Consider the following 25,032-nt stretch of genomic DNA (forward strand, 5'->3'; position numbering starts at 1 on the left):
AAAATGCAGATAAGGTACGTAGTTGAATAAACATGATATGATGAAAAGATTTTGCCTGTTGATTTTATGTTTCGTCTGCTTTTCGTGCGGTAAATCCTCGGACTATGTTCCGGATGTGGCCGTTAATTTCAGTGCCCCACTATCTGATCCCCGTTTAAGTAAATTAACCGCGGCTGGCGGTGCCGTTTTAATTAGCGGCTATGGCGTTTCGGGCTTAATTATTTACCGCAGCGCCAGCGGATATGTAGCCTATGACCGTTGCAGCAGTTACCAACCCGAAAAAAGATGCGCCGTTACGTTAGACGATCCAGCTTTAACCGTAACCGACCCTTGCAGCGGCTCAAAGTTTTCGCTTAACGATGGCTCGCCGGTAAAAGCACCTGCTACCCGCTCGCTAAAATCGTATAGCGTAAATGTTAGTAATAATGAGATATTTGTATCCAACTAAAAATGGAAGTTGATAAAATAAAAGAAAGTATTAAGCGCGCCGCGCAGGAACTGTTCCGTAAGTTTGGATACCACAAAACCAGCGTAAACGAAATTGCTAAAAGGGCCAAGATAGCAAAAGCTACTATTTATAAATATTTTGAAAGCAAGGAGGATGTTTTGCATGCCCTGCTGATGGATTATATCAAGGTTAGCGTTGACGAGATCATCCATAACTATAACAATGAGATGGATGAGGAGACGCACTTAACTAACCTGATCATGAAAACGAGCCGTTTATCGTACACGGTTTGTAATGAGTTTATAGGTTGGGACTTCATCCGTGAATCAACCAATTCGCAGGATTTTTTAAAAAGCCTGTCTAACGAGTTAGAAGAGCTGCTGATCAGTTCGTTCACCAAAGTAAGTGATTTTCGCCGCGACGATACATATCCGCAACGTCTTCGTTTCCTGATCAAATCGAGTAAAAGCATCGTATTCAGCTTTGCATTTACATCTGTAAGCGATTCGGACGTACGTAAAAACTTCGTATCCTTCCAAAAGGAAATTTTACCGTATTTGGTTAAGGCAGCTATTAAAGAGTAAGGCCGGGGCTCGAAAGCCGCGTTATTAGCGCTCCCTTTAATAATAAGATTGCGATTTATAATCGCTCGCATAAAACACACCCCTCCACCCCTCTCAAGAGCAGGGCTGTTGCATTTAAAAGAAGAAGGATTTAAATTTGCAGAAAAAAGAGTATGGACAAGGGCATCATAACCTATTTGCAGAAGTTGCCAGACGTGCGTAGAAAGGCTGGTCAGCGGCATGACCAAACGTTTATTTTGTTATTATTTGTGATGGGGACGATGAGTGGTTATTACGGCTATCGTGCTCTGGGTGATTTTATAAAGCGTAATCAAAAAGATCTTTTGACTTATTTCACTCCGAAAAAATCCCGTTTGCCTACGTTTTATACCGTGAGGCGTGTACTGCAGAATTTAGATTTTGAAAGTTTAAGCGAAGTTTTTTATCAATGGGCCAGTCAGTATACAGAAATCAATAAAAATGAATGGATGAATATAGATGGCAAAGCGATCAAAGGGACAATGAGTGATTATGCGCTTGAAAAACAGCGATTTGTAAATTTGGTGAGTATCTATAATGGGAGCCGTGGTCAAGTATTAGCCCAGGGTCTTGTAGACAATTCAAAGGAAAGTGAAATTCCGGTGGTACGCAAGCTTATTGCTGAACTGGGATTGGAAGGGGTAACGTTTACGCTTGACGCCTTACATTGCCAAAAAAAACAGTTGAGCTGATAATAGGTACGAATAATGATTATATGATAGGCGTAAAAAAGAATCAAAAGGGCCTTTATGAAAAAATAGCGGCGCTGACATCGGATACAGCAAAGGTTTGCAGCAAGTTCGTTGAATTGGAGAAAAATAAAGGACGTACAGAGCGCAGATCGGTATGTATATGCCCGGCGCCAGAAGAAATCAGTAAAGCCTGGATAGGCGCCAGTCAGGTAATCAAGGTAGAGCGTTGGGTAAAAGACAAAAATAAGATCAGTGAGGATTGCGCATTCTATATCAGCAGTGTGAGGGAAAATGCACAATTGTTATGCTATGGAATCAGAAGTCATTGGGGGATAGAGAATAAGCTACATTGGGTAAAGGATGTCACGTTTAAAGAGGATGCCTCCCGCATTAGAACTTCTCATGCACCAGAAAATATATCGGTGTTTAGAAACATCGCTATTAACGTTTTCAGAGCTCATGGCTTTCAAAATATAGCACAAGCACAAAGACTCGTTTGCAATGACATCGGCAGATTGAAACAATTACTCACTTAGAATGCAACAGCCCTGCTCTCGAGAGGGGAATCGCACGGGCCGCCGCTTTTTTCTTCTACAACATATTAATAATGAGCACATTTCCTAACTCTCCTCTCGAGGGGGCGGGTTCGGTAGTGCGGCTGCCTGGGGTGTGTTCACCACGCTACGAACTTTGCAACACGGTGCTTAACTAAAAGACATTGATTTAAGTATTCATAAATAAAAAAATCCCGGTAACTTAATGAAACCGGGATTTTTTTATTTGGCAAAACTATTTTAGTTTAGTAAAAACCAGCGTTTATTTTTTGGATAGGTTAAACTTGAGGCTGATCTCAAAATCGCCGTTACTGTATGAGTTTAATGACGATGTGTTGGTAGTATAGAAAGCCATTACAGAATATCCCGACAAATTAACACCTGCACCAAACGTAGCGCTTTTAGAGCTATGATAAAGGCCTTGTAGGCTAAACTGGCTATCATTGAATGCAACGTTTGCCCCAGCATCAAAAATATTATCGTACCCTTTTACTTTGCGGTAAGCAACTTTGGGCTCAACGCTAACATCTGCCGGGTCGAAAAATTTATAACTCGCTGCTGTAAAAAACACTTCGCGTTCAACAGTGCTGCCATTGTCTTTAAACAGGTACCGTAAATTAGGCAAAGCACCTTGTATGGTTAATTTGTTATCGGTATAAGCTACCCCAAAATCGCCATCAAATGATGTTCCTTTGTTAGCATTATAGTTGGCCAGGGTTTGATCGCTTTGATCGCCGTACACATCACCGATGTTGATATGATTATTCATCACCCCGGCCGACAAGCCAAAATTTAATTTCTGGTTATCGCCGGCTAAAGGCAAGTGATAAGCATAAGTTACCATAGCCCTTGTTTGCCTGAAAATGCCCGAATACTGGTTATAAACATTAACACCCAAACCCACCTTATCCATCTGATAGTCGGCCGAGGCAGATTGCGTGTTTTGTGCGCCATCAATGCCGAAACCTTGCTTACTGTAAGCCAGGTTAACATTTAAACCTTTATTTAACCCCGCCATAGCCGGGTTAAATAAGTATTGATTTTGAAAATATTGCGATGCCAATGGGTTTAGCTGCGCCTTAACGGTACTTACACCACAAGTGGCGATGCTGATTACCAGGGCCGCTAACGCTTTAAATTTATAAGTTGAATATGTATATGATCTCATCTGTTTTTCCTGAAATTTGAATTAGTCTCTAACAACGCTTATAACACCCCGGTACGGCAAACCTGTACCAAGGTCAACTACATAATAGTAAGTGCCCTGGCTTAATGGCGATCCGTTATAGTACCCGTTCCAATCGTTATTATAACCAGTTTTTGAGTAGAGCAGTTTACCAGCCTTACTAAACACTTTAACCGTGTTACCGGGATATAGATCAATATTCCTTATAACCCAGTAATCATTTTTACCATCACCGTTAGGTGTTAAAACGTTGCTGGTTTCTAATTTAAAAGCGCTACTTACTTCAACACCCAAAGAGGCCTTGCTTGTTGCGGTAGCGCATGCATTGGTTACAGTTACCGTATAAGTGGCAAACGAGCTTGGGCGTATAGTTATGCTTGGGCCGGTTAATAAGCTGGTAACATTGGCTGCTACTGTAGCCGTCCAGGTATATACCGCTCCTGTGCCGCCTCCTGAAGCTGTTAAAGTAGCTGTGCTTCCTTTTTCAACAATATTGTTAGGCCTGTCAATAGCGATGCTGATGGTAGCCAATGGGCCAATAGTCAGGTTAAAAGTGCGGATAAGCGTATCAACACCTCCGTTGGCAATGCCTCCGTTATCTTTTATTTTAAGGGTGATTAAGGCTGTCCCGCTTTTTCCGTTGGCAACCGTATAATTAAGGGTACTGGCACCGCTTACTACCGGCAGTAAACCAATTGACGAGAATAACGACGAGTTATTGGTAGTTACCGAAAGAATAACCGACTGGGAAGTTTCGGCTCCGGGTGTTATACCGCTAAGCGCTATGCTTTGTTGCGTTGTTGTATAACAAACTGTTTGATCGGCAATTGCGGCAAGAGTAGGCGCCGAATTAGCGCCGGTACCGTCTAAAGCAACTGTGGCCGTGGCGGTTCCGCCACCGGTGGTAGTTTGCACTACAGCGCCGCTGTTTGATCCTATGGCAGTTGGCGTGAACTTAACATATACCTTTGGCGTTTGCCCTGCATTTAAATCAGTTGTCGCAAAAGTAACCGATGTTGTAAAGGTGGTACCATCTGTTGATATGGTATACGGCCCAGTTACAGACACAAGGGTTGGTTGAGTGATATTTGTACCCGATAGCGTATAGAATTGGACATCAGAAGCCACACCGACAGCAGACAAGAAAGTTAGCTTTGCTTGAGAAGCTGTTAATGTTGGTACAGGCTGCGCTGTGCCGGTGCCGGTTAAAGTTACTGTTTGTTGGGTTGCTCCAACTCCGGTAATATTAATGGTGCTGTTTGCCGCGCCAAGAGCAGTTGGTGCAAACGTCACGTCAACTTTAGGGTTCGATGCCATTTCGGCTGCCGAAAAAGATAGCGCAGTACTGAAATTGTTAGCGCCGCTTTTTGAGATGAGGTATGGAGCAGTAGTACCTACCGAGGTAACAGGTAAGGTTCCTACGCCTGTGATAGCAAAAGTTTGTATTCCTGATGTAGTGTTAATATTTTGGCTAAAAGTTAAAGTATTAGGAGTTACTGTATAAGCAGGTACAAGTGCAGGTTCAACTGTTGAAGCGGAATTCTGCGGATTAAGTGCAGATGCTACAAAAAAGTCTGTAGGATCGGTGTTTGTGTCATACCCGTTCCCCTTCAAATCGTCGGCTCCGCCAGCTGCCATAGTAGCAGCAGTTGAGGTTGACAATGCTTTTCTTTCAATTGAAGTTGTCGCACTTGGCGAAGGTGCCCCCAAGGTAACCGACGTTGTTGCCGGAGTTGCCGGATTGAAAAGAGCAAAACCCGAACTGTAATTTACAGCTCCATAAGCTACAAAGTCAACAATGCTTGTCGTAACCAAAAGTGCAGGAGGTGTGGCCGCTGTACTCGCGGGTGTACCAGCCAGAGAAGTAACAGTGTTGCATAAAGCTACTTTACCAGCACCTGCTGCCATATTGAAAGATTGAGTGGTGTTGGCAGCAGGCGGTATATAATCAGCAGTTACGGGTAAAGCAGTTCCATTGGTGCCACCAGCTAATTGGACTAAATAATAGCCATGAGCCTTAATAGTAGCCCCATCCGGAAGAGGACATAAGCCAGAGTAAGCGACTGTACCACCTGCTGATTGATATTGCAGCGACCAGCCCGTCATAACTACATCTGTTGTAGTTGGGTTGTATAATTCCACATAATCATTAGTATACGTTGCGCCAGAGTTGCCGCCTGCTCCATATACTTCACTAATTACAACGTGGCTGGCTGTACCTGTCGGCGGAGCCGGTACCGCTACTGCGGTGCCACTTAAAGCTACCGTTTTTGATGTTGCGGTTGTACTGGCTATAGTAACCGTTCCGGTTGCCGTGCCTATGGTTGTTGGTGTAAACTGTACATAAACCTTCGGACTCGCAGCGGCTTCGGCAGTTGTAAATGATACTGAGGGGCTAAATGCTAATCCATCTTTCGAAACCAGATATTGAGCTGTTGCAGTAGCTGTTACCACATCGGACAAATTAGTTGCAGAAAAATTGAAAAATTGTGCAGCTGACGATGTGTTGATAACCTGGCTGGCAAATGTTAACGTTGCCGGGGTAACCGTTAAAGTTGCTGGATTAGCAACCGAAGCCCCCGTGCCCGTTAATGCAATGCTGGTACTTGCCGTACCGGATGTAATAGCGATTGAGCCTGGCGAGGCGCTTGCGACAGTTGGCGTAAATTTAACAAACACACTTGGCGACGCGGCAAGGTCTGTGGCTGTAAACGTAAGTGAAGTGCCATAAGTCCCACCACTTGTTGAAGATATGGTGTAAGGGCCGGTAACAGCTAAGGTAGTAGCGGCTGTTACGTTGGTACCCGACAAAACAAAGCTTTTTGCGGCCGACGTTGTGTTAACAGCTTGGTTTGTTCCAAAATCCAGAGAAGTCGGGGTTGCTACAAATGTGGGTGTAGCTGTTGCGCTGGTCCATGACAACGACCAATCGTCGATAGCGGTTGATGCCCTGCTTCCCCCACCAGTTGATGCTGCTAAGGCGCTCACCCTGATTGTTACCACTCCGGACTGATTATCCAGGGCACTTCCAAAATCAACGGTGATAGTGTTGTTGCTAAATACCATATTCCCGGTAGTTAAGGTACCAGTTGGTGTAACTGTTGTAAAAGAGGTTGGCGAAGCACCAAAGCCATAATCAACTACCCATGTTGTAGTTCGTGTTACTACGGTTGAAATATCAAGCGACTGTAAGGCAAAACTTAATTTAAAATTCTTTTTACCGGTTGTATTTGCTACCAGGAAAACAAACGAAGCACCGGGATCATATCCGGCGCTCGAGGTCTGCCGTACGCCAAAAGCACGATTGGTAGCCGTTGTTTGGTCAGCGGTGGACGTTGTTCCGGCTGTTGGCTGCCCATCAGCAGAGGCGAAATTTTTAAATCCGGCACCAGTCGCGCTCCAATAAGTAGTTGTGCCCGGTGTTAATATAGGAGCAGTAACCGCCGTCCCCATGCTGCTGGACGTGGCGCTTAAAAAAGCACCAAAACCATCCGGTAGCGCAGTACCGATATTGTCGAAACTTTCAGTATATGGGCTTGTACCCAGAGTAACCGGCGTTTGCGCCAGCACGCTTGCCGGAAGAAAGAATAATATAGAATAAATAAGATAGAGTAGCCTTTTTTTCATACACTGTTATTATTAAATAAATTTTTCAATTTTGAATAAACACAAACTCGGGCAAATTGAGTTTATGCGGATTAATTAAGCATCTTTTAATCCTTACGTTTAATTGGATTTATCAAATACCCGAATCAACCTTGGTTGCCAACGCATCATGTACCGACTGAGGTAGCTGTGATAACAACTTATAACCTGTTTTGGCTTCTATATCAGCTAAACTGGTGATATATAACTTCCAATTGGAGTTGATGCTGTTAATATTAGGGGTATTTACACAAATAAGCCTTGTAGAAGCGGTTACCCGGGTAATGTCTCCATCGCCGACAGGCAAAATAAGGGCTATTTTCCAAACATTACTTGGTACATTGATACCTAAGGTACCGATCTTATTCATTGCTCCTTGCGAACCTGTGCCGCCAGTACCGTAACTTCCCATTACAATATATATTTCATAACCTGTTGCGGTTAACCCACGTAAATAATCTTCAAGGTTACCCCATGTTTGTTGATTATTGTTAGGTGCCTGCGGTATCATATTAATCATAAAAAATGTAGCCGTGTTGGCAGCGATTGAACTTGTACGGTCTGCTGAAGGGCAATTGTGCCCCCTATCAAACCCATAAGTGGTAGCAGGCGAATAACTGTTGCTTTGCACTGCAGTAAAACCCCAGGCTGCTAACCCGGCATAAGCTGCAAAATTATCAAGCCGTTTGGTTACATTAGTAGTATTGGTAGCGTCTAAATGCCAACTAACCCAATTGGGCTCTAATTTAGTTGAGTTGTAACTCTCTACATAATAGCCGGTATTAATCAGAAAGTTATCCTTATCATTAACTACGCTGGTTCCCGCGCCTGAAGGGTTGCCGAATAACAAATTACTATTGTCACCACTTAATGGTGGCGCATCGGAACCTGGTGTAACTGTTGCCGGGGGCGTAGCTGATCCCGAACCAACCGTATCAACAACAGGCGGTGGTGTGAAGGTAAAGTTGTCGCCCGCGTTCTTGGAACACGATGAAACAACAATAGTAAAAAAAGCAAAAATGAGTAAGTGTTTTAATTTCATCTATCGAAAATAATTTGTTCACAAATAAATAGTTAACATGTTAACTCCACGTTAAAATTTTAAATAAAGTACTAATTAACAAAAAAACAGGGTAACAATAGCCCTTTCGTGCGATTTTTTTTCAAAAAAGCAAAAAACATGCATTATTCGTTGTTTTTAACCCCTATTTTAAACAAAAAAATTTAAGCTATCTGTTTTTTTTTATATACTTACCGGATAATTAACAATCACTTAAAAAACAGCTAATATTGACGCAATAATTTAAACCAAAACTTGTCATACTTTCGCAAATCTTTATTTTTTATCCAAACATATTTATATGAGAATAATTCTACTGTTTTTTTTAGCTCTGCTGTTCAACGGGGCTCAACTATTTGCCCAAAGCCGAATTATGGGTAAAATACTCGATTCTAAAACTAAAGAGTCTTTAATTGGGGCTACCGTTATGGTTAAGGGGACAACTATTGCCGCTTCGGCTGCTTTAGATGGTTCATTTAAAATCACTATTCCAGCTCCCGGAACTGGTGTATTGGTTTTTACGTATATTGGGTATGTTAGCAAAGAAATCACGGTTTCTGAAACTAAAAGTATTGGAACCGTATACCTCGAAGCAAATTCATCGTCGTTGGGTGAGGTTACCGTAACCAGCGACGTAGCCATTGATCGTAAAACCCCCATAGCGGTAACCACTATCAACTCCCAGTTTATTGAAGAAAATCTGGGTAACCAGGATTTGCCCGAGCTGCTTTCGGGCACGCCAAGTGTGCAGGTAACGCAACAGGGCGGCGGTTACGGCGATTCGCGTATCAATATCCGTGGTTTTAAAAGCGGCAGTAAAAATGGTAACGTAGCTTTAACTATTAACGGTATCCCGGTTAATGATATGGAAAACGGCTCAATTTTCTGGTCAAACTGGTCGGGCCTTGGCGATGTTACTTCTTCAATGCAAATTCAAAGAGGTTTAGGCGCATCCAAAATCGTTGTCCCTTCGTTTGGCGGTACTATAAATATAACTACGCGTAATACAGATATTGAAAAAGGCGGCAGTATCCAACAAATTATTGGCAGCGATGGATTTTCAAAAACAGTATTTTCAGTTTCTTCAGGGTTAAACAAAAACGGATGGGCCGCAACATTTTCGGGAGGAAAAACTATAGGTAACGGAAATGCAGATGGCCTACAGTTTAACGTATATAGCTATTTTGCAAATATCACCAAGGTTTTCAATAAAAACCACTCGTTATCGTTAAATTTTATGGGCGCCAATCAAACACATGGGCAACGCTATAACCTTCCTATCGATACCTTTAGAAATGCGCCGCAAGGAACGCGTTATAATGGCAACTGGGGTATCAAAGACGGGCAAATCGTTAATCCGGTTACGAATAACTATAGCAAGCCCCTGGCATCGTTAACCCATCATTGGACGTTAAACGAAACATCCGACATCTCAACTATCTTGTACGCAACCTCGGGAAGCGGGGGTACCGGCGCATACGTAGGTACAAGATACAAAATCAGCAATCAATATTCTCCGCTTGATTTAACCGCGGCCGAAAAAGCAAACATGTCAAGCGCCGACGGTTCAGCCCTGAATTACATCCGCACCTCTCGCAACGATCATTACTGGGCAGGTATAAGAAGCACTTACAATAAAAATTTCAGTTCCGGCGTAAACCTTTCTGCGGGCGTGGATGGCAGGTATTACGAAGGTATACATTACTACCAAGTTGCCGACCTTTTAGGCGCCAGCTACGTATTAGATAAATTTACAAGTAACCCGAGCGCGGCGGCAGCCGGTTCGGCATCAGGCGATATCAACAACCCTAACCACCAGGCAAAAGTTGGTGATAAAATAGGTTTTTATAATAAAGATGCCGTTATATCAGGCGGCGGATTTACACAGGTTGAATACTCTAAAAATGATTTATCGGTATTTGGAACATTATCTGCAAACGGAACCGGCTATCAGCGTAAGGATTTTTACAACTACTTAAATACCGATCCGCGCCAGTCAAGCCCGTATGTTAAGTTTTTTACATTCCAGGCAAAAACAGGCGCTAACTACAACATCGACAACCAATCGAATATTTTTGCCAACATAGGTTATATTACTAAACCACCGTATTACGATAACGTATTCTTAAGATTCACCAATACCATTAACACCTCTAACATTAACGAAGCACTGTTTAGCTACGAGTTAGGCTACGGCTATAAGAGCCGCTTATTTAGCGCGAATGTAAACCTTTACAGATCGATGTACATGAACGAGGCTTACACCAATTCTGTACTGATTAGCAATGCACTTTACAGCGCCAGCGTTTCCGGTGTTAACGAGATGCACCAGGGAGTAGAAATAGAAGTAAAATCAAAACCGGTTAAAGGCGTTTATTTAAATGCAATGCTTTCCGTTGGCGATTGGTATTATACTAAAAACGCCGGCCCGGCTGTTGTTTATAACGATCAGCAACAAGCGGTTAGTTCGCTCGCCGAAGTTCAGATTAAGGGTTTAAAGGTTGGTGATGCATCGCAAACCACCGCATCAGTAAACTTACAGGTTGATGTTGTACCAGAACTTAAAATAGGTGCTACTTATAACTACAACGGCAACTATACTTCAACCTTCCTGTTTACCAATGCCACCAAACCAGATTTGCATCCGTACAAAGTACCAAGCTACTCACTGGTTGGGATGAATGCCGTTTTCCGCTTCAAATTTGCCGGGCTCGATGGATCATTAATAGGTACGGTTACCAATTTATTTAATACCGTTTACCTATCGGACGCGTTTGACAGTACGCTGACCGGCAGCGTAGGATCTCCAACAACGGTTTATTACGGTATTTACAGGACGTTTACTACTGGTGTTAAAATTAAATTCTAACAAAATATTAAATTCATAATTTATGAAAAAATTATATTATTTGTTCGCATTAATAGCTGTGACATTCGCTTCGTGTGATCCCCTGAGCCAAACTTATAAAGCATTGGATGCAACCCCAAAAACTACTGCAGCAGCAACTTACACCACCACTTTAGGAACCTATAAATCAGCAACGGATGCTAATACAAGCATTCCTGCCAGTTTGCTTTCAAAATACCCAAGCGCGTCTGATGGTTCAAGCGCACTTGTTACTTTTTCGTTAGCTCCGTCCTCATCCAATGTGGCCGTGCCTGATAGTACGCTATCGCGTGTGTCAGTTACTCTTGCTACGGCTGATTACAGTTTCCCGGCAAGTACACTGCCAAACGGAACAGCAGTTCCGGGCAATAGTACGGCATATCTTACTTCGGATGGCGTTATCAATTATCTTAACTATAAATATCCTACCCCTGCTGCAAACCAGTTAGTGGTATTAACTTATACTTATTACGAAGCTGGCAATACGCCGAGCTCGGGTTCAACTGTAACCGACTCATTTCTATACTTTGCTTCGGGATGGATCAAAGCCTACACTATAACTCCGGCTCAATATACCGCTGCCGGTCGTGGTGCAAACGGCTATTTTTCGGCTACCGACTACGCTGCGCTGTCGGGCTTTTTTAATGCTTTTTTGCGTGGCGATGCAGCCGTAATGGGGCCGGCTAAAACAGGTGACGTTAAGTATGTTAGCTATAAATTTACGGCTACTTACCAAAAAATAATGACTTTAACTTATGATGGAAGCAATTGGGTGCTTAAACAAACTTTACAATTCCTTAAAATAGCAGGCGTATGGGCACCTGACCCAACCGTATATATTACTTTTCCGGTTGTAAAAAATGTTACTTACGCCTATTTAAATAACCCTGCTAATGCTAACATTGGTACTGCCGACGCAAGAGCTAACGTAATCAGCTTTGGTGACTTTTCGATTTCCGGATCAGGTACCACAGTTTGGAATGATACTGACTTAACTGCGGCTCTTGCGGCAGGTTTGGTAGAAAAAATTGCTAAGCCGGTTGTCGGCGTTCCTTATACTGTAACCTATTATGTATATGTAAGCCCGAGTGTAGTTCCAAGAACTAAAACATTTGTATATGATGGTACCAACTTTGTATACCAGGGCCATTAAAGCAAATTAATAAGGCTTATAAGCGCAATGAGTTTTAAACTTATTGCGCTTTTTATTTAATAACCCCTCACTTCATATCCTGCATATTAAAAGCAGGCGCAACATAGTCTTTCGGTAAAGTATGTCACCGAGTGTTAAAATAGCTGTAACATAATATTCTTTAGTAAGTTACAGGCAAAACAGTTAATCACCATTACGTTATCCTTCTCTACATGGGGCTACACAGTTAACCTATGTATTTATTTAGATGATACTTTTTTTGTTAAACAGAACATTCGCATCAAGTTACATTACCCCGCCATGTCATTCCAAACCTTAAGCAGGCAAAAATACTCCGATAAAACAAGCCCAATAAACAGCCCAACATCATTCAGCCAATCTACCATTTCCAATTATTTATTCACTTATTGACCAAAAAGCCACTCACAAAATGCCATATTTTTTTATTTTTGAATAAAAAATCACTGGTATGTTTTTTGAAAACAGTTATTTCTACTACATTTCTATAGGCTTGCAGGTTATTTGCGCTATTCACTGCATCCAACGAGGCAACCAGAACAAATGGATCTGGCTGATTGTGTTTTTGCCTGTGGTTGGAAGTATCGCCTATATTTATACGGAGATGCTGTCCGGAAGAAATATGCGAGGCCCTAAATTAGATGTGGGCGCAATCATAAACCCCGGCGGCAAGATCAAAAAACTGGAAGAAAACCTGAGGTTTACCGATACGTTTGCTAACAAAATAAAATTAGCCGATGCTTACCTGGCAGCAGGTTATACTGGTCAGGCTATTGAACTTTACGAAAGCAGCCTTACCGGAACCTTTGCCGATAACGAACACGCCATATCACAATTGATGCTTGCCTATTTTAACAAGCAACGTTACGAAGATGTGATTACCAGTGCCCGTAAAATAAGCCGCTCGCAAAAATTCCCCAAGTCAAAAGCGCACATGTTCTATGCCTTGTCGCTTGAAAACGTGGGCCAACCAGAAGCTGCCGAAACTGAGTTTAAAGCGATGAAAGGGCGTTACTCTTGCTTTGAGCAACGTTACCAGTACGGCAAATTTTTATTGAGGGTAGGCCGCGATGATGACGCCCGCCGCATTTTTACCGACATATTAGACGAGCTCCCCCACCTGAGCTCAATGGAACGTAAAAGCAACCGCGCCTGGTTTAATAATACCAAAGAAGAGTTGAGGGCAATGGAAGTCGGCACCATTAAGCGTTAATTGATACAAAAACATCAAACGGTATTTAATATTAGCTATTGTAAAATTCAATAATTAATCCTTACTTTGTCAATCAAAGTACTTTTTGGATGAAAAATCAAAATATTGAAGATGAGCTAAGCTCTATCCGGAGTTTAATGGAACGGTCGTCTAAGTTTATTTCACTTAGTGGCTTATCGGGCATCATGGCAGGTGTTTACGCTTTGATAGGTTCAACACTTGCCTATCATATTGTTTATAACAGTTCGGCGGCGGCATTTAGTTCGCGCGATTATCATGTAGCCGATCTGGATACTCACTTTAATATATTGATAGAGCTGCTTGCTATAGCCGCAGCGGTTTTAGTAGCATCGGTAGGTACGGGTATCTTTTTAAGCTTTAAAAAGGCCCGCAAAAACGGGCACTCTATCTGGAACAATACCACACGCTCGCTACTTTTCCATGCGGCTATACCGTTGGTTACCGGGGGATTGTTCATGCTTATATTACTTGGCCGCGGTTATTATGGGATAGTTGCACCGGCTTCGCTTATTTTTTATGGCATTGCGGTAATTTCGGGTAGTCATTATACCTTTACTGATGTTAAATACCTTGGCTTGCTCCAAATCATATTAGGCTTAATAGCCGCGCTTTACCCGGGTTATGGGTTAATATTTTGGGCATTGGGTTTTGGTGTGCTGCACATTATTTATGGCAGCATTGTATACTTTAAATACGACAGGTGAAAATTCCGTTTGATAAATTAGATAAGGCTTTTGAAAACAGACTTCGATTACAGATCATGAGTGTGTTAATGGCCAACGAGCGGTATGATTTCAATTCGCTCAAAGAACTGTTTGACGTTACCGACGGCAACCTGGCCTCGCATTTGAAGGGCCTCGAGAAGGAAGAATATATCAACGTTAATAAGGCATTTCTTGGCCGAAAGCCTAATACCACCTATCAGGTTACAGAAAAAGGACGGACAGCCTTTAGGGCGCACCTTGACGCTTTGGAAAAGCTGATTAAACAACAAAAAACAAATTAATTTTTTTTATCCATAAACTTTGAAATACAAAGTACTTTTAAAAACATTATCCATACAACTATGATACAAGAGATCGAAAATCAAAAACGCGTTAGCTGGTTTAAAGAGTCGGTGATAGTCAAGCTGTCAATTATTGCAGCGCTCATTCTTTTACTGCTGATCCCATCCGCCTGGATCCAAAACCTGATTACTGAGCGGGAAGGTACCCATCAGCAGGTATTGGATGACATATCGAATAATTGGTCGGGCAGCCAGCTCATACAGGGCCCTATACTCATTGTACCCTATAAAAGAGAAATTAAGGAGCTTGATAGCAATAAAAAAGAAGTAATCAGGCTGATAAACGAAACTTTGTATGTGCTGCCGCAAAACCTGAATATCAAAGCCAATGTAATTACCGATGTTTTGCATCGCGGTATATTTGACGCCGTGGTATTTAACTCCAAAGTATTGATTAATGGTAATTTCGGTAAGCTGGAATTGGTTAAGCAGGGTATTGATCCGTCATGGGTACAATACGACAAGGTGCGCCTTGTTTTTAGCATATCCGATTTAAAAGGTTTAAAAAGCAACCCGGTACTGCAACTCAACGGGCAAAAGTTTACCGCCGAACCCGATTTTGGTGCCCAAAGCCCTTTGGACAAAGGCTTACAGGTGAGTTTCAGTTTACCAAAGGATGATGAGCTTAACTTTAATTTTGATCTGGACTTAAAAGGGAGCGATGAATTATCTTTTTTACACACGGGCAAAACCACTAATGTTGAAGTGAGCAGCAGCTGGCTAAGTCCTAAATTTGATGGTCGCTATCTACCCGATACCCGGATCATTAACAAAAGCGGGTTTAGTGCCAAATGGCGGATGCTTTACTATAATCGCCCGTTCCCTCAGCAATGGGTTAACGATATGAATATGCTAACAGGTAAAAAAATCGACGATGCCATTTTCGGCGTAAAACTGCGCTTACCGGTTGATCAGTATCAAAAAACCATGCGCACCACCAAATATTCAACCCTGGTTATCCTACTCACCTTTGTGTCGCTATTTTTCACAGAACTGATCAGGAAACAACGCATCCATGTTTTCAATTATATCCTCATCGGCGCCGCAATGGTTATTTATTATACTTTGCTACTCTCCTTTTCAGAGCAATTAGGCTATAATCTGGCCTATTTGATAGCCTCGGTGGCAACTATTACGCTGATAGCCGCTTTCACGTCATCATTGCTCAAAAACAAACAGGTTGCGCTTTTATTTGGCTTCATCCTCAGTACACTTTACGGGTTTATATTTATTTTGATCCAACTGGAACAACTATCACTCATGATAGGCAGTATACTGCTATTTATCGTTATTTCTTTATTGATGTATTTCTCCAGAAAAATTAACTGGGAAAAGCATTAATTAAACGCCCGGAAGCGTTCAACCTGCTTCCGGGCTCTGTTAAATCCATATTAATTATCAAAACCAATTTGGTTTTAAGTATAAAAAATACTATGTTAGCATAATAATCAACACTAAATACGATGAGCCGCGAGCTGACTGAATTTTCTGTAATGATTGATGAACACTTTGAACCGATAGAGATTAATAACGAAGAAAGCTTTTGGGATCTGATCTTGATTTTTTTTATCTGAGGTAGCACATCAATCCATTTTTTGAGCTCTGTAACAGGGCCTGTGGTATTTTGCGCCTTAACTTAGCATATTCAATTTTTCGAGTTAACTTTGCAGTTCATGGCTAATAGAACTGCATTTACAAAAAAAATTATAGAGAACGTTACCATCATCGATATCGCCGACGAAGGCAAGGGCGTGGGCAAAACCGACGAGCTGGTGGTTTTTGTTGAAAAAGCCATACCAGGCGATGTGGTTGAGGTAGAGATCTATAAAAAGAAAAAAAACTTCGCCGAAGGCAAAATAGCAAAGCTGATCAACCCATCCGAGTACCGTACCGATGCCTTTTGCGAGCATTTTGGTGTTTGCGGCGGCTGTAAATGGCAGCACATGATTTACGATGCGCAACTGGTTTACAAACAAAAATCTGTGATCGATTCGTTACAGCGCCTGGCTAAAGTTGAGCTTACCGGCCTGATCCCTATTTTACCATCAAGCCAAACAGTTTACTATCGTAATAAGCTCGAATATACTTTTTCTAACAAACGCTGGCTTTATGATGGCGAAAACCGGGACGACAATGTGGACATGAATGCCCTGGGTTTCCATGTACCTGGTCGTTTTGATAAGATCCTGGAGGTTAACCATTGCTATTTACAAGCCGATCCTTCAAACCAGATCAGGAACCGGATTGGCGATTACGCCCGCGAACACCAGCTTAGCTTTTACGATTTACGGGCCCACGAAGGCGCTTTACGTAACCTCGTTATCCGCACATCGGCAACCACCGGCGAACTCATGGTGATTGTTGTTTTCGCTTACGCGGATCAGGAACAAATAGACCATTTGATGGCTTTTGTAGCTGCGGAGTTTCCGCAGATCAGTTCTCTGCTCTATATTATCAATCAAAAAAAGAACGATACCATATTTGATCAGGAGGTAATAGCTTACCGTGGCCCTGAATATATCCACGAGGAAATGCCCTCGGGCGGTAAAATGATCCGATTCCGTATCGGGGCGAAATCTTTTTACCAAACCAACTCTATCCAAGCCTTGCGCCTGTACGAAATAACCCGCGATTTTGCAGGCTTTAAGGGCCACGAACTGGTTTATGATTTATACACCGGCGCGGGCACCATTGCCAACTTTATAGCGGCCCACGTAAAAGAGGTAGTTGGCGTGGAGTATGTGCCGCAAGCCATTGAGGATGCCAAAATCAATTCGGGTATTAACGGTATCACCAATACCAAATTTTTTGCCGGCGATATGAAGGATGTACTGGTGGCCGATTTTGTAGCCGAGCACGGTAAACCCGATGTAATTATTACCGACCCGCCACGTGCCGGTATGCACCCCGATGTTGTAAACCGCCTGATGGAAATTGAGGCTGAAAAGATTGTATATGTAAGCTGTAACGCGGCTACACAAGCCCGCGATTTGCTGGTACTTAAAGAAAAATATGATGTAATGAAGATACAGCCGGTAGATATGTTTCCGCATACACAACACGTGGAAAACGTAGTTCTGCTGGTGCTGAAGGGGTTTTGAGTCGGGAATTCTGAGCCGCAAGTCTTGAGTCCGGAGTCTTAAGCCAAGAGTCTTGCGCAGCGGCCGGGAGCAGATATAAACCAATCCGTGCAGGACTTTAAACTCAAGACTATCGACTGAAAACCCCTGACTCCGGACTCGTGACTCTGGGCTCCAGACTCAGAACTCAAGGCTCCAGACTCAGAAATCAAGACTAAAAAATCAAACTAATAAAAAAACATGGATCCGGAAGAACTGCTAAACGAAAAAGCGGGCGAACCACAAAAAGAAAGTCCGCTTAAAAGTCTGGAAAGAGACTTGAAAATATATAACGAGTCGATTAAGGAAGTAGCTATCGAGATTATGGTAGAGGGCATCTCCTCCCATCCTATCTTCATTGCTCATCAACATGAGGTGAAGCTCGGTGAGGTTATACTCGACCGGCACGACCTGAACACCGATTGGACCATTAATGCCTCAACTTTGGAAGAATTTATTGAAGCCGGTGTTGTAAAAAAGGAACTGAAGGACCGCTTTTTAAAAACTTATAAAAAGCCTGAAGACTTTATGTGTGTGTTTGTGGTTGTGCCCGAGGGCGCCAATTTTGTGTATTACCCTTATCCCAAGCGTTGATAATTATCTTCTAAAATTAACGGAAGGTTATTACCTTTAGCGTATTATACAATTGCTATCCAGATGCCCGACAAAAAGATACTTGTTTTAAACAAACAGCAAATACAGCAAAAAATTGACCGTATGGCTTACCAGGTTTTAGAGGATAACCTGGACGAGGAAGAAGTTATTATAGCCGGGATACTGCCCCGCGGAAATTTTGTAGCCGAACGTTTAAAAACTGTTTTGGATAACATTGCGCCCTTTAAAAGCAGGCTCATCAATCTGGATCTGGATAAAGACAGTTCGAGCTTAAAGGCAAAATTGGACATTGATGTACAGGAATGTGCCAATAAGGTTATTATTTTGGTTGACGATGTATTGAGCAGTGGAAAAACCTTAGCTTATGGTTTGGGCGTATTTTTGGATGTTCCGCTAAAAAAAATGCGCACGCTGGTACTGATAGACCGCAACCACAAAAGCTTCCCCATAGCAACCGATTTTACAGGGATAGCCTTATCTACAGTACTGAAAGAACACGTGGACGTAGTGCTCAATCAACCCGACGAAGAAGACGCCGTTTATTTACGATAGTTTGATAATAGAAGACGCGACAGGTAAATGGAAGTGATAGAGGCACGAGTGAATTATCGAATTTACATTTGGCATCCTTCCTAATCCCTTTGTCATTTCGACCAACGGGAGAAACCTTTTGCGCTTGCCTGATTTACGATAAAAGGCACACGAACACCTGTTTAATGCCGAATACTCAACACGTGCAAAAGATTTCTCCCTCGTACTCGCTCGAATGACATGGAGTAGAGATTTATTATTGACAATCAACAATTTAATAAAAAAACATTATAAGGAACGAGCCTCGCAAACCAGAAAAAATTGGGATAACGTTTGAATCTTATAGGTTACTAAGCGCAGAGTAGGAAATGTGCGCAATAGCCTGACTGCACGCCGGGCCGGGAGTTGGCCTGTGGGCTGAAGAATCGGGCAGTCTTGATTTTTTTGGTTACTTTTTGTATCAAGACAAAAAGTAACAAGCCCTTCCCGCGGCGATTGAGGTGCGCCACGAGGCGTGCGTATTAGTAATAATTAAATACCTAAAGGATGAAAGAGCCTTACAACCAAATTTGCCGTTAGGGTTGAAGTAAGCCTGGCACATTGGGAAGAAATGAACAATGTGAAGCTCAGGCGAGATGGTTCTGTAAGCTGCACCAGTAAGGCTTCGTTACGCCAAAGGATATCGGTCAAGCACCCTCATTTGCTTAAACCTGCCATGACAGTGGGAATAACGGCAATAAGAACACTGTCAGATACCCGGAGTAGAATGGTGTTGCGTGCAGGACGAAGGTAGCGCATGAACGTGGGAGACCCTAACGGGATATGCATGTCGGCATATTGCCGAGGGAGTCGGATATGTCCATAGTAGTGTTTGAGTCCCGAAAAGGTAAAAGCGGGAGTAGCGAAGGGGCATTACTATGAATAAGGTTTCCAAGAGAACAAAAACGGACAAAATTGATGGTAACAAATCATAAGAAGGTCGAAGCAGAAGGGAAGCAGGGCGAGCTGTTTAAAAGACGGCGGCGTGAGATCCCGGATGCGGAAAGAGTAGAAACACTCCGGGGGAAACTATATCAGAAAGCCAAGCAGGAGCGGAAGTACAAGTTTTATGTGCTGTATGATAAGCTGTTCATACCGTATATGCTAAGGGCAGCGTGGAAACAGGTTAAAGCCAATGACGGCGTAGCCGGAATAGACGGAATCCGGATATCAGATGTAGAACGGGGAGGCGTAGAAACCTACCTGCACACACTGGGAGAAGAATTACGAAAGCAAACCTACCGTCCGGAAGCAGTAAAACGGGTGATGATCCCGAAGGCCAATGGCGGGGAACGGCCCTTAGGCATACCCACGGTAAAAGACAGGATAGCCCAGACGGTATGTAAAATGATCCTTGAGCCGATATTCGAAGCAGACTTTAAAGAAGTTTCGCACGGGTTCAGGCCTGGGCGGAGTTCAAAGGATGCGATGACAGCGATCAAGGGGCATTTGCAGGCAGGGAAGACGGAAGTATTTGATGCAGACTTAAGCAAGTATTTCGACACGATCCCGCATGATAAACTGCTAAAAACGCTCAAAGAGAGGATCAGCGATCCAAGGATACTAAGACTGATCAGCATGTGGCTGAAAGTGCCTGTATTTGAGGACGGACAGTTTAAGGGCGGGAAGAAAAATGAGTTTTGGCACCCCACAAGGCGGCGTGATATCACCGTTGCTGTCTAATATCTATCTACATCTACTGGACCGGATAGTAACAAAACCGGAAAGTATATTTAGCAGGATGGGCGTATCGATAGTCAGATACGCGGACGATTTCGTACTGATGGGGAAGGTCATACCTAAGGAAGTACTTGACAGACTGAAAATGATACTGGGGAAGATGGGATTGACCTTGAATGAACTCAAGAGCAAACAAATCCAATCGGAACAGGCGCCTTTCAGCTTCCTGGGGCACACGATCCGGTACGACAAGAGCCTGGTGTCCAGAAATGGACGCTACTGGAATATATCTCCGAGCAAAAAATCAGAGCAGCGATTGCGGAGTGGGTTAAGTGAATATCTGAAAAAGCACGGTCATAGTCCGGCAAGTGAAATAGTAGAAGAGCTTAATAGTCGTATCCGGGGATGGCTGAACTACTATATCATAAAAGGAGTCAGCTACGTACAGGTGAGCAAACGTCGGTTACGAAATTATCTTCACGAAAAGCTCAATCGCTACTACAACCGCAAGAGCCAAAGAAAGTGTAAGCTTTACAGACAAAGAGCTTTTGAGGCCTTGGTTCAAAAGAAAGGACTAATAGACCCAACAAAATACGCTTTCTGACGGTTCAACTGTGAATGCTGATGACGAAGTTTTTAGGAAAGCCGTATGCGGGAAAACCGCACGTACGGATTGACGAGGGAGTCGGGAAAGTGCTTTACTTTCCCGCTCTACTCTACCGGGCTGATGTTCTAAATTAAGAATACTGTTTATCGGAGCAAAACATACTATTCTATTACAAATTACGGCTTGGCATCCCAGCGGACAAACTGAAACTATTTTATCCACACCATTCTTCATCGAGCGTTATTTTAAATAACATCTCAATTTCTCAGTTTTTAATAATCTGCTCCGCTTTTTCGGCATTCAAATTCAAACCATCCACCACAAAAGTAGCCCGGTTATAAAACACCTCGCGCTCTGCTAACTTTTCTTCAATAAAAGCAATCAGCGCATCTCCATGCTTTTCGCGTAGCAAAGGCCTGTCGGCTTTGCCATTTTCCAGCCTGTCGGCCAGCGTGCGGGGCGAAAGCTTAACGTACAGGGTTTTGCCGCGGCTGTTCATCCAATCTATATGATCAAAAAAGCAGGGCAAGCCCCCGCCGGTTGATACGATGGCATTAGCCGGATAATTAGTTTGTTTTAACACAAGGGACTCCAGCTCCCTGAACTTAGCCTCGCCGTAATCGCGAAAATAATCGGGGATGCTCATTGCGGCCCGCTTTTCCAATTCATCATCCAGGTCAAAAAATTGATAGCCCAGCCTGTTGGCCAGTTTGCGGCCCAGCGTTGTTTTACCGCAACCCATAAACCCGATGAGGAATATAACGCCGGTTTGTTGCTCCGGATGAGCTGGTGAGTTAGTTTCTGCAAGCATGCGCCAAAATTAAACTATAATTTGTGTATGCAAAAAGCGGCATCAAATCAATTTCACGCGGGGATCAATCCAGGCGTAAAGCAGGTCTACCAGGATATTGATCACCACAAAAATAAAGGCGATAAAGAGTATGGAACCCATTACCACCGGAAAGTCCGACATTTCGAGCGCATTAACCGTTGCCTTGCCCAGCCCGTTATAACCGAATATGTATTCCACAAAAAACGAGCCCGCCAGCAAGGATGCAAACCACGATGCTATAGCGGTTACAACGGGGTTAAGCGCATTTTTTAACGCATGTTTATAAATGATGGTACGGTTATCCAAGCCTTTGGCTTTAGCAGTGCGGATATAATTCTGATCAAGCACATCCAGCATGGCGCTTCGGGTTAATTGCACTATAACGGCCAATGGGCGTAAACCCAGGGTTATCATGGGCAAAATCAGGTTTCGCAAAGTAAGTACCTCCCCCCTAAAGGGATCATAACTATATAAACTGCCCGACATATTGAGGCCGGTATATTTACTGAGCACAAAACCAAATACCCAGGCAATTAATATACCGGCAAAAAAAGATGGGGCCGAGATGCCGATGATGGAGAAGCCTACCGAGAGCTTATCAATCCATGAGTTTTTATTAACCGCGCTTACTACGCCCAAAAAGATACCGATAAAGGTGGCAAATATCATAGCCGTGGCAGCTAATATTAAGGTATTGGGTATTACATCCAACAAGGTAGCGGCTACATCTTTACGGGTTTGGTACGACCGGCGCAAATAAGGCCATTTAAGGGCCACTACATTATGGTTAAAGGTAAATAAGCGGACATAGTGGTAACGGTCTTTCTCCTCGGCGTTATCGGCATGGATACCGATGGGCGACAGATCATTGAGGTAATAGGCAAACTGTACCGGAATTGATTTATCCAGTCCAAACTCTTTACGAACCGCCTGCAACGATTGCACATCAGCCCGCTGCCCCTGAGTCATCCGGGCCGGATCAACCGGAAGTATATTAAACAAGAAGAAAACTACGCCAACTACGCCCAGCATTACCGCCAATCCGTAACCAATTTTGCGAAGGGTATAGTTGATCATGACTTTACTCCTGATTCAAATACTGTTTTACAATGTTATCATAAGTAGGCACCGAATGATAATGCCACTTGTTGATAATGGTTCCGTTTTTTAATAATAAAACTCCCGGGCTCGCCCTTACCATACTTTTAAGTGGAACGGCATCGGCATAAAAAACTTCGCTGAACAGGTGATGTGCCTTGCTGAAGGCGTCTGCATCCTGCGCGGAGTTGGAGGTGAGTAATACGGTGCGGATATTATAATTTTTTGCCAGATCGAGGGTTATCGCGTTTAATTTGTTAATGGCCTCGGCATTGGTTTTATCCAGGTTATAGGCCACGATGATCACGTTATAAAACGGATTTGACAGTAGCTCTTTAGTATAATCATTGCCTTGAGCATCGCTAATAGCCAGGTCGACTATTTTAGGCGAAAAACCTTTTTTTAACAGGCGGCTTTCCGGCTCGCCCATAATTTGCCAGTTACTATCTTTCCAGATGGCGGTTTTCAAGTATTCGGCATTAGTCATCACCTTAGTTTCGCCGGTCTTTTTATTTTTCAGATGATAGGTTAACTCGTACTCATCCGCTTTGGCTCCGGGCGGCGTTTTCATTTCATCCGGGATATTGGCTCCAATTTTATAAGGCAAAAAATCAATTACCGGTAAAAAGTTATAGGTATAGATGCCCACACCAAAGGATAGTATGGTGGCAACAATAATGATCCCTTTTTCGGCACTCTCGTTTTTAAACAAGGGGTGTATTTTATCCCGGTTAATAAAAATGACGATAATGAGCACAAACAATACCAGATCCTTACTGAACGACTGCCATGGAGTAAGCACAATGGCATCGCCAAAGCAACCGCAGGTTTGCACTACTTTGAATGCTGCTGAATAAAAGGTAAGAAAGCTAAAAAAAACAATCAGCAATAACAGCCCCCAGGCAATTTTTTTGCTATAAGCGCCTATGAGAAGCGCAAAGCCAAAAAACATTTCGAGCGCGCATAAAAAAATGGCAAGTTCAACAGCCAATCCGTTCAGAAAGGTTGTGTGAAAAACCTCAAAATATTCTTCCAGCTTATAGGAAAAACCCAGCGGATCGTTAGCCTTGATCAGGCCCGAAAAGATGAACAGTACCCCCACAAAGATGCGGCAAAACCATAGTGCCCAGCTATTGCGTGTGTGTGTATTGTTGGTGATGGTAGATGACATGGTTGATGTAGTAATTTAAAACCCGGTTCAGGAAGTTTGAATGGTATGGTTGGATTGTATTTTAATTAAAGCGAAAACTGCATAGTTCAACATATCCTGGTAATTGGCTTTTACACCCTCGGATGCCAAGGTTAAGCCCTTGTTATCTTCTATCTGCTTTACACGCAGCAGTTTCATCAGGATCAGATCTGTTAACGAACTGATACGCATATCCCGCCAGGCCTCGCCATAGTCATGATTTTTGGCAAACATCAACTCTTCAGTCTCGTTAATCTTTAAATCAAAAAGCTGACTTACATCATCTACGGGAAGTTCCATCGGTGTTCCGGCCTTCAACTCGATCTGCATCATCGCGATTACGCAATAATTGATAATACCGATGTATTCTCCTACTACATCATCATCAACCATCGACACCTTTTTTTCTTCGAGCGTGCGGATGCGCTGCGCCTTAATAAAAATCTGGTCGGTTACCGATTCCGGGCGCAATATGCGCCATGCCGTACCATAATCGCGAGTCTTTTTTAAGAAAAGATCGCGGCATACTTTAATTACTGCTTTGTATTCTTCTGCTGTGTTTGCCATATTTCTTTATTGGAGGGAGGGGAGAGCAATTGTAAAGTTGGAAGGTGTGACTATTTTAGGGCTAACCACTGCTGCCATTATTTTAAGCTCATTAGCAAGTAGCCATATAAACCGCCATGCAACTTTAAAACATTTAACCCTATTTATAATTAAGTGTTTTAACTTTGAAATATCTATCTGATCACTTTTTCAACATTTAAACTTTACAAC

20 protein-coding genes and 1 pseudogene are annotated in these 25,032 nt (G+C 42.9%); 14 read left to right on the top strand and 7 right to left on the bottom strand.

Going from position 1 to position 25,032, the window contains the following annotated elements:
* Nucleotides 1-37 precede the first annotated feature (37 nt).
* From MUCPA_RS06250 to MUCPA_RS38150, 3 genes and pseudogenes are all read left to right on the top strand, one after another.
* Nucleotides 38-448, top strand: a complete 411-nt coding sequence (locus MUCPA_RS06250; protein WP_008505138.1) for a Rieske (2Fe-2S) protein — start codon at nt 38-40, stop codon at nt 446-448.
* 2 nt (nt 449-450) lie between these two features.
* Nucleotides 451-1,032 carry a TetR/AcrR family transcriptional regulator gene (locus MUCPA_RS06255; RefSeq protein WP_008505139.1) on the top strand — a complete coding sequence of 194 codons (582 nt, stop codon included), beginning with the start codon at nt 451-453 and terminating at the stop codon, nt 1,030-1,032.
* A gap of 152 nt (nt 1,033-1,184) precedes the next feature.
* A pseudogene (locus MUCPA_RS38150) lies at nt 1,185-2,278 on the top strand (ISAs1 family transposase).
* A gap of 280 nt (nt 2,279-2,558) precedes the next feature.
* On the opposite strand, the gene MUCPA_RS06270 reads toward MUCPA_RS38150, so the two are convergent.
* The 3 genes from MUCPA_RS06270 to MUCPA_RS06280 all read right to left on the bottom strand — a co-directional run bounded on the left by MUCPA_RS06270 (nt 2,559) and on the right by MUCPA_RS06280 (nt 8,169).
* Nucleotides 2,559-3,464, bottom strand: a complete 906-nt coding sequence (locus tag MUCPA_RS06270; RefSeq protein ID WP_008505140.1) for a PorP/SprF family type IX secretion system membrane protein — start codon at nt 3,462-3,464, stop codon at nt 2,559-2,561.
* Between the two features lie 21 nt (nt 3,465-3,485).
* On the bottom strand, nt 3,486-7,109 hold the full coding sequence (locus tag MUCPA_RS06275; protein WP_008505141.1) for a T9SS type B sorting domain-containing protein: 3,624 nt from the start codon (nt 7,107-7,109) through the stop codon (nt 3,486-3,488).
* 112 nt (nt 7,110-7,221) lie between these two features.
* Complete coding sequence (locus MUCPA_RS06280; protein WP_008505142.1) at nt 7,222-8,169, bottom strand: DNA/RNA non-specific endonuclease; 948 nt, start codon at nt 8,167-8,169, stop codon at nt 7,222-7,224.
* Nucleotides 8,170-8,488: 319 nt separating this feature from the next.
* Between MUCPA_RS06280 and MUCPA_RS06285 the strand changes: the two genes are divergently transcribed.
* The 11 genes from MUCPA_RS06285 (at nt 8,489) to MUCPA_RS38810 (ending at nt 21,133) form a co-directional block, all read left to right on the top strand.
* Nucleotides 8,489-11,056 (top strand): TonB-dependent receptor, encoded by a 2,568-nt coding sequence (locus MUCPA_RS06285; RefSeq protein WP_008505143.1) that lies wholly within the window; start codon nt 8,489-8,491, stop codon nt 11,054-11,056.
* Between the two features lie 22 nt (nt 11,057-11,078).
* On the top strand, nt 11,079-12,227 hold the full coding sequence (locus MUCPA_RS06290) for a hypothetical protein (protein ID WP_008505144.1): 1,149 nt from the start codon (nt 11,079-11,081) through the stop codon (nt 12,225-12,227).
* Between the two features lie 469 nt (nt 12,228-12,696).
* Nucleotides 12,697-13,458 carry a PLDc N-terminal domain-containing protein gene (locus MUCPA_RS06295; protein WP_008505145.1) on the top strand — a complete coding sequence of 254 codons (762 nt, stop codon included), beginning with the start codon at nt 12,697-12,699 and terminating at the stop codon, nt 13,456-13,458.
* An 89-nt stretch (nt 13,459-13,547) separates the two neighbouring features.
* On the top strand, nt 13,548-14,183 hold the full coding sequence (locus tag MUCPA_RS06300) for a hypothetical protein (RefSeq protein ID WP_008505147.1): 636 nt from the start codon (nt 13,548-13,550) through the stop codon (nt 14,181-14,183).
* Nucleotides 14,180-14,485, top strand: a complete 306-nt coding sequence (locus tag MUCPA_RS06305; RefSeq protein WP_008505150.1) for a winged helix-turn-helix domain-containing protein — start codon at nt 14,180-14,182, stop codon at nt 14,483-14,485. The genes MUCPA_RS06300 and MUCPA_RS06305 overlap by 4 nt, the downstream gene beginning before the upstream one ends.
* Nucleotides 14,486-14,545: 60 nt before the next feature.
* On the top strand, nt 14,546-15,886 hold the full coding sequence (gene creD, locus MUCPA_RS06310) for a cell envelope integrity protein CreD (protein ID WP_008505151.1): 1,341 nt from the start codon (nt 14,546-14,548) through the stop codon (nt 15,884-15,886).
* 332 nt (nt 15,887-16,218) lie between these two features.
* Nucleotides 16,219-17,646 (top strand): 23S rRNA (uracil(1939)-C(5))-methyltransferase RlmD, encoded by a 1,428-nt coding sequence (rlmD, locus tag MUCPA_RS06315; RefSeq protein ID WP_008505156.1) that lies wholly within the window; start codon nt 16,219-16,221, stop codon nt 17,644-17,646.
* A 219-nt stretch (nt 17,647-17,865) separates the two neighbouring features.
* The gene (locus MUCPA_RS06320; protein WP_008505158.1) at nt 17,866-18,258 is read left to right on the top strand and encodes a hypothetical protein; all 393 of its coding nucleotides are present in this window, start codon (nt 17,866-17,868) and stop codon (nt 18,256-18,258) included.
* A gap of 63 nt (nt 18,259-18,321) precedes the next feature.
* On the top strand, nt 18,322-18,831 hold the full coding sequence (locus MUCPA_RS06325) for a phosphoribosyltransferase family protein (RefSeq protein WP_008505159.1): 510 nt from the start codon (nt 18,322-18,324) through the stop codon (nt 18,829-18,831).
* Nucleotides 18,832-19,767: 936 nt separating this feature from the next.
* Nucleotides 19,768-20,532 carry a reverse transcriptase domain-containing protein gene (locus tag MUCPA_RS38805; RefSeq protein WP_233276845.1) on the top strand — a complete coding sequence of 255 codons (765 nt, stop codon included), beginning with the start codon at nt 19,768-19,770 and terminating at the stop codon, nt 20,530-20,532.
* The gene (locus MUCPA_RS38810; protein WP_233276846.1) at nt 20,510-21,133 is read left to right on the top strand and encodes a reverse transcriptase domain-containing protein; all 624 of its coding nucleotides are present in this window, start codon (nt 20,510-20,512) and stop codon (nt 21,131-21,133) included. Before MUCPA_RS38805 ends, MUCPA_RS38810 begins: the two co-directional genes overlap by 23 nt.
* Before the next feature lie 268 nt (nt 21,134-21,401).
* On the opposite strand, the gene MUCPA_RS06335 is transcribed toward MUCPA_RS38810, so the two are convergent.
* The 4 genes from MUCPA_RS06335 to MUCPA_RS06350 are packed head-to-tail and all read right to left on the bottom strand — an operon-like array spanning nt 21,402 to nt 24,822.
* Nucleotides 21,402-21,947, bottom strand: a complete 546-nt coding sequence (locus tag MUCPA_RS06335; protein WP_008505162.1) for a shikimate kinase — start codon at nt 21,945-21,947, stop codon at nt 21,402-21,404.
* Between the two features lie 42 nt (nt 21,948-21,989).
* On the bottom strand, nt 21,990-23,045 hold the full coding sequence (locus MUCPA_RS06340; RefSeq protein ID WP_008505163.1) for an ABC transporter permease: 1,056 nt from the start codon (nt 23,043-23,045) through the stop codon (nt 21,990-21,992).
* Nucleotides 23,046-23,049: 4 nt separating this feature from the next.
* The gene (locus MUCPA_RS06345; protein ID WP_008505164.1) at nt 23,050-24,237 is read right to left on the bottom strand and encodes a BT_3928 family protein; all 1,188 of its coding nucleotides are present in this window, start codon (nt 24,235-24,237) and stop codon (nt 23,050-23,052) included.
* A gap of 27 nt (nt 24,238-24,264) precedes the next feature.
* On the bottom strand, nt 24,265-24,822 hold the full coding sequence (locus MUCPA_RS06350; RefSeq protein ID WP_008505165.1) for a DUF1599 domain-containing protein: 558 nt from the start codon (nt 24,820-24,822) through the stop codon (nt 24,265-24,267).
* Nucleotides 24,823-25,032: the final 210 nt, after the last annotated feature.

It is taken from the genome of Mucilaginibacter paludis DSM 18603, from assembly GCF_000166195.2.
Lineage (GTDB): Bacteria > Bacteroidota > Bacteroidia > Sphingobacteriales > Sphingobacteriaceae > Mucilaginibacter > Mucilaginibacter paludis.

What these genes read in the sequence shown, in the direction of transcription:
- MUCPA_RS06290 (WP_008505144.1), top strand. Translation starts at nt 11,079, where the DNA reads ATGAAAAAATTATATTATTTGTTCGCATTAATAGCTGTGACATTCGCT.
- MUCPA_RS06345 (WP_008505164.1), bottom strand. Translation starts at nt 24,237, where the DNA reads ATGTCATCTACCATCACCAACAATACACACACACGCAATAGCTGGGCA.
- MUCPA_RS06340 (WP_008505163.1), bottom strand. Translation starts at nt 23,045, where the DNA reads ATGATCAACTATACCCTTCGCAAAATTGGTTACGGATTGGCGGTAATG.
- MUCPA_RS06280 (WP_008505142.1), bottom strand. Translation starts at nt 8,169, where the DNA reads ATGAAATTAAAACACTTACTCATTTTTGCTTTTTTTACTATTGTTGTT.
- MUCPA_RS06350 (WP_008505165.1), bottom strand. Translation starts at nt 24,822, where the DNA reads ATGGCAAACACAGCAGAAGAATACAAAGCAGTAATTAAAGTATGCCGC.
- rlmD (WP_008505156.1), top strand. Translation starts at nt 16,219, where the DNA reads ATGGCTAATAGAACTGCATTTACAAAAAAAATTATAGAGAACGTTACC.
- MUCPA_RS06275 (WP_008505141.1), bottom strand. Translation starts at nt 7,109, where the DNA reads ATGAAAAAAAGGCTACTCTATCTTATTTATTCTATATTATTCTTTCTT.
- MUCPA_RS06325 (WP_008505159.1), top strand. Translation starts at nt 18,322, where the DNA reads ATGCCCGACAAAAAGATACTTGTTTTAAACAAACAGCAAATACAGCAA.
- MUCPA_RS06250 (WP_008505138.1), top strand. Translation starts at nt 38, where the DNA reads ATGATGAAAAGATTTTGCCTGTTGATTTTATGTTTCGTCTGCTTTTCG.
- MUCPA_RS06255 (WP_008505139.1), top strand. Translation starts at nt 451, where the DNA reads ATGGAAGTTGATAAAATAAAAGAAAGTATTAAGCGCGCCGCGCAGGAA.
- MUCPA_RS38805 (WP_233276845.1), top strand. Translation starts at nt 19,768, where the DNA reads ATGGTAACAAATCATAAGAAGGTCGAAGCAGAAGGGAAGCAGGGCGAG.
- MUCPA_RS06285 (WP_008505143.1), top strand. Translation starts at nt 8,489, where the DNA reads ATGAGAATAATTCTACTGTTTTTTTTAGCTCTGCTGTTCAACGGGGCT.
- MUCPA_RS06320 (WP_008505158.1), top strand. Translation starts at nt 17,866, where the DNA reads ATGGATCCGGAAGAACTGCTAAACGAAAAAGCGGGCGAACCACAAAAA.
- MUCPA_RS06270 (WP_008505140.1), bottom strand. Translation starts at nt 3,464, where the DNA reads ATGAGATCATATACATATTCAACTTATAAATTTAAAGCGTTAGCGGCC.
- creD (WP_008505151.1), top strand. Translation starts at nt 14,546, where the DNA reads ATGATACAAGAGATCGAAAATCAAAAACGCGTTAGCTGGTTTAAAGAG.
- MUCPA_RS06335 (WP_008505162.1), bottom strand. Translation starts at nt 21,947, where the DNA reads ATGCTTGCAGAAACTAACTCACCAGCTCATCCGGAGCAACAAACCGGC.
- MUCPA_RS06295 (WP_008505145.1), top strand. Translation starts at nt 12,697, where the DNA reads ATGTTTTTTGAAAACAGTTATTTCTACTACATTTCTATAGGCTTGCAG.
- MUCPA_RS06300 (WP_008505147.1), top strand. Translation starts at nt 13,548, where the DNA reads ATGAAAAATCAAAATATTGAAGATGAGCTAAGCTCTATCCGGAGTTTA.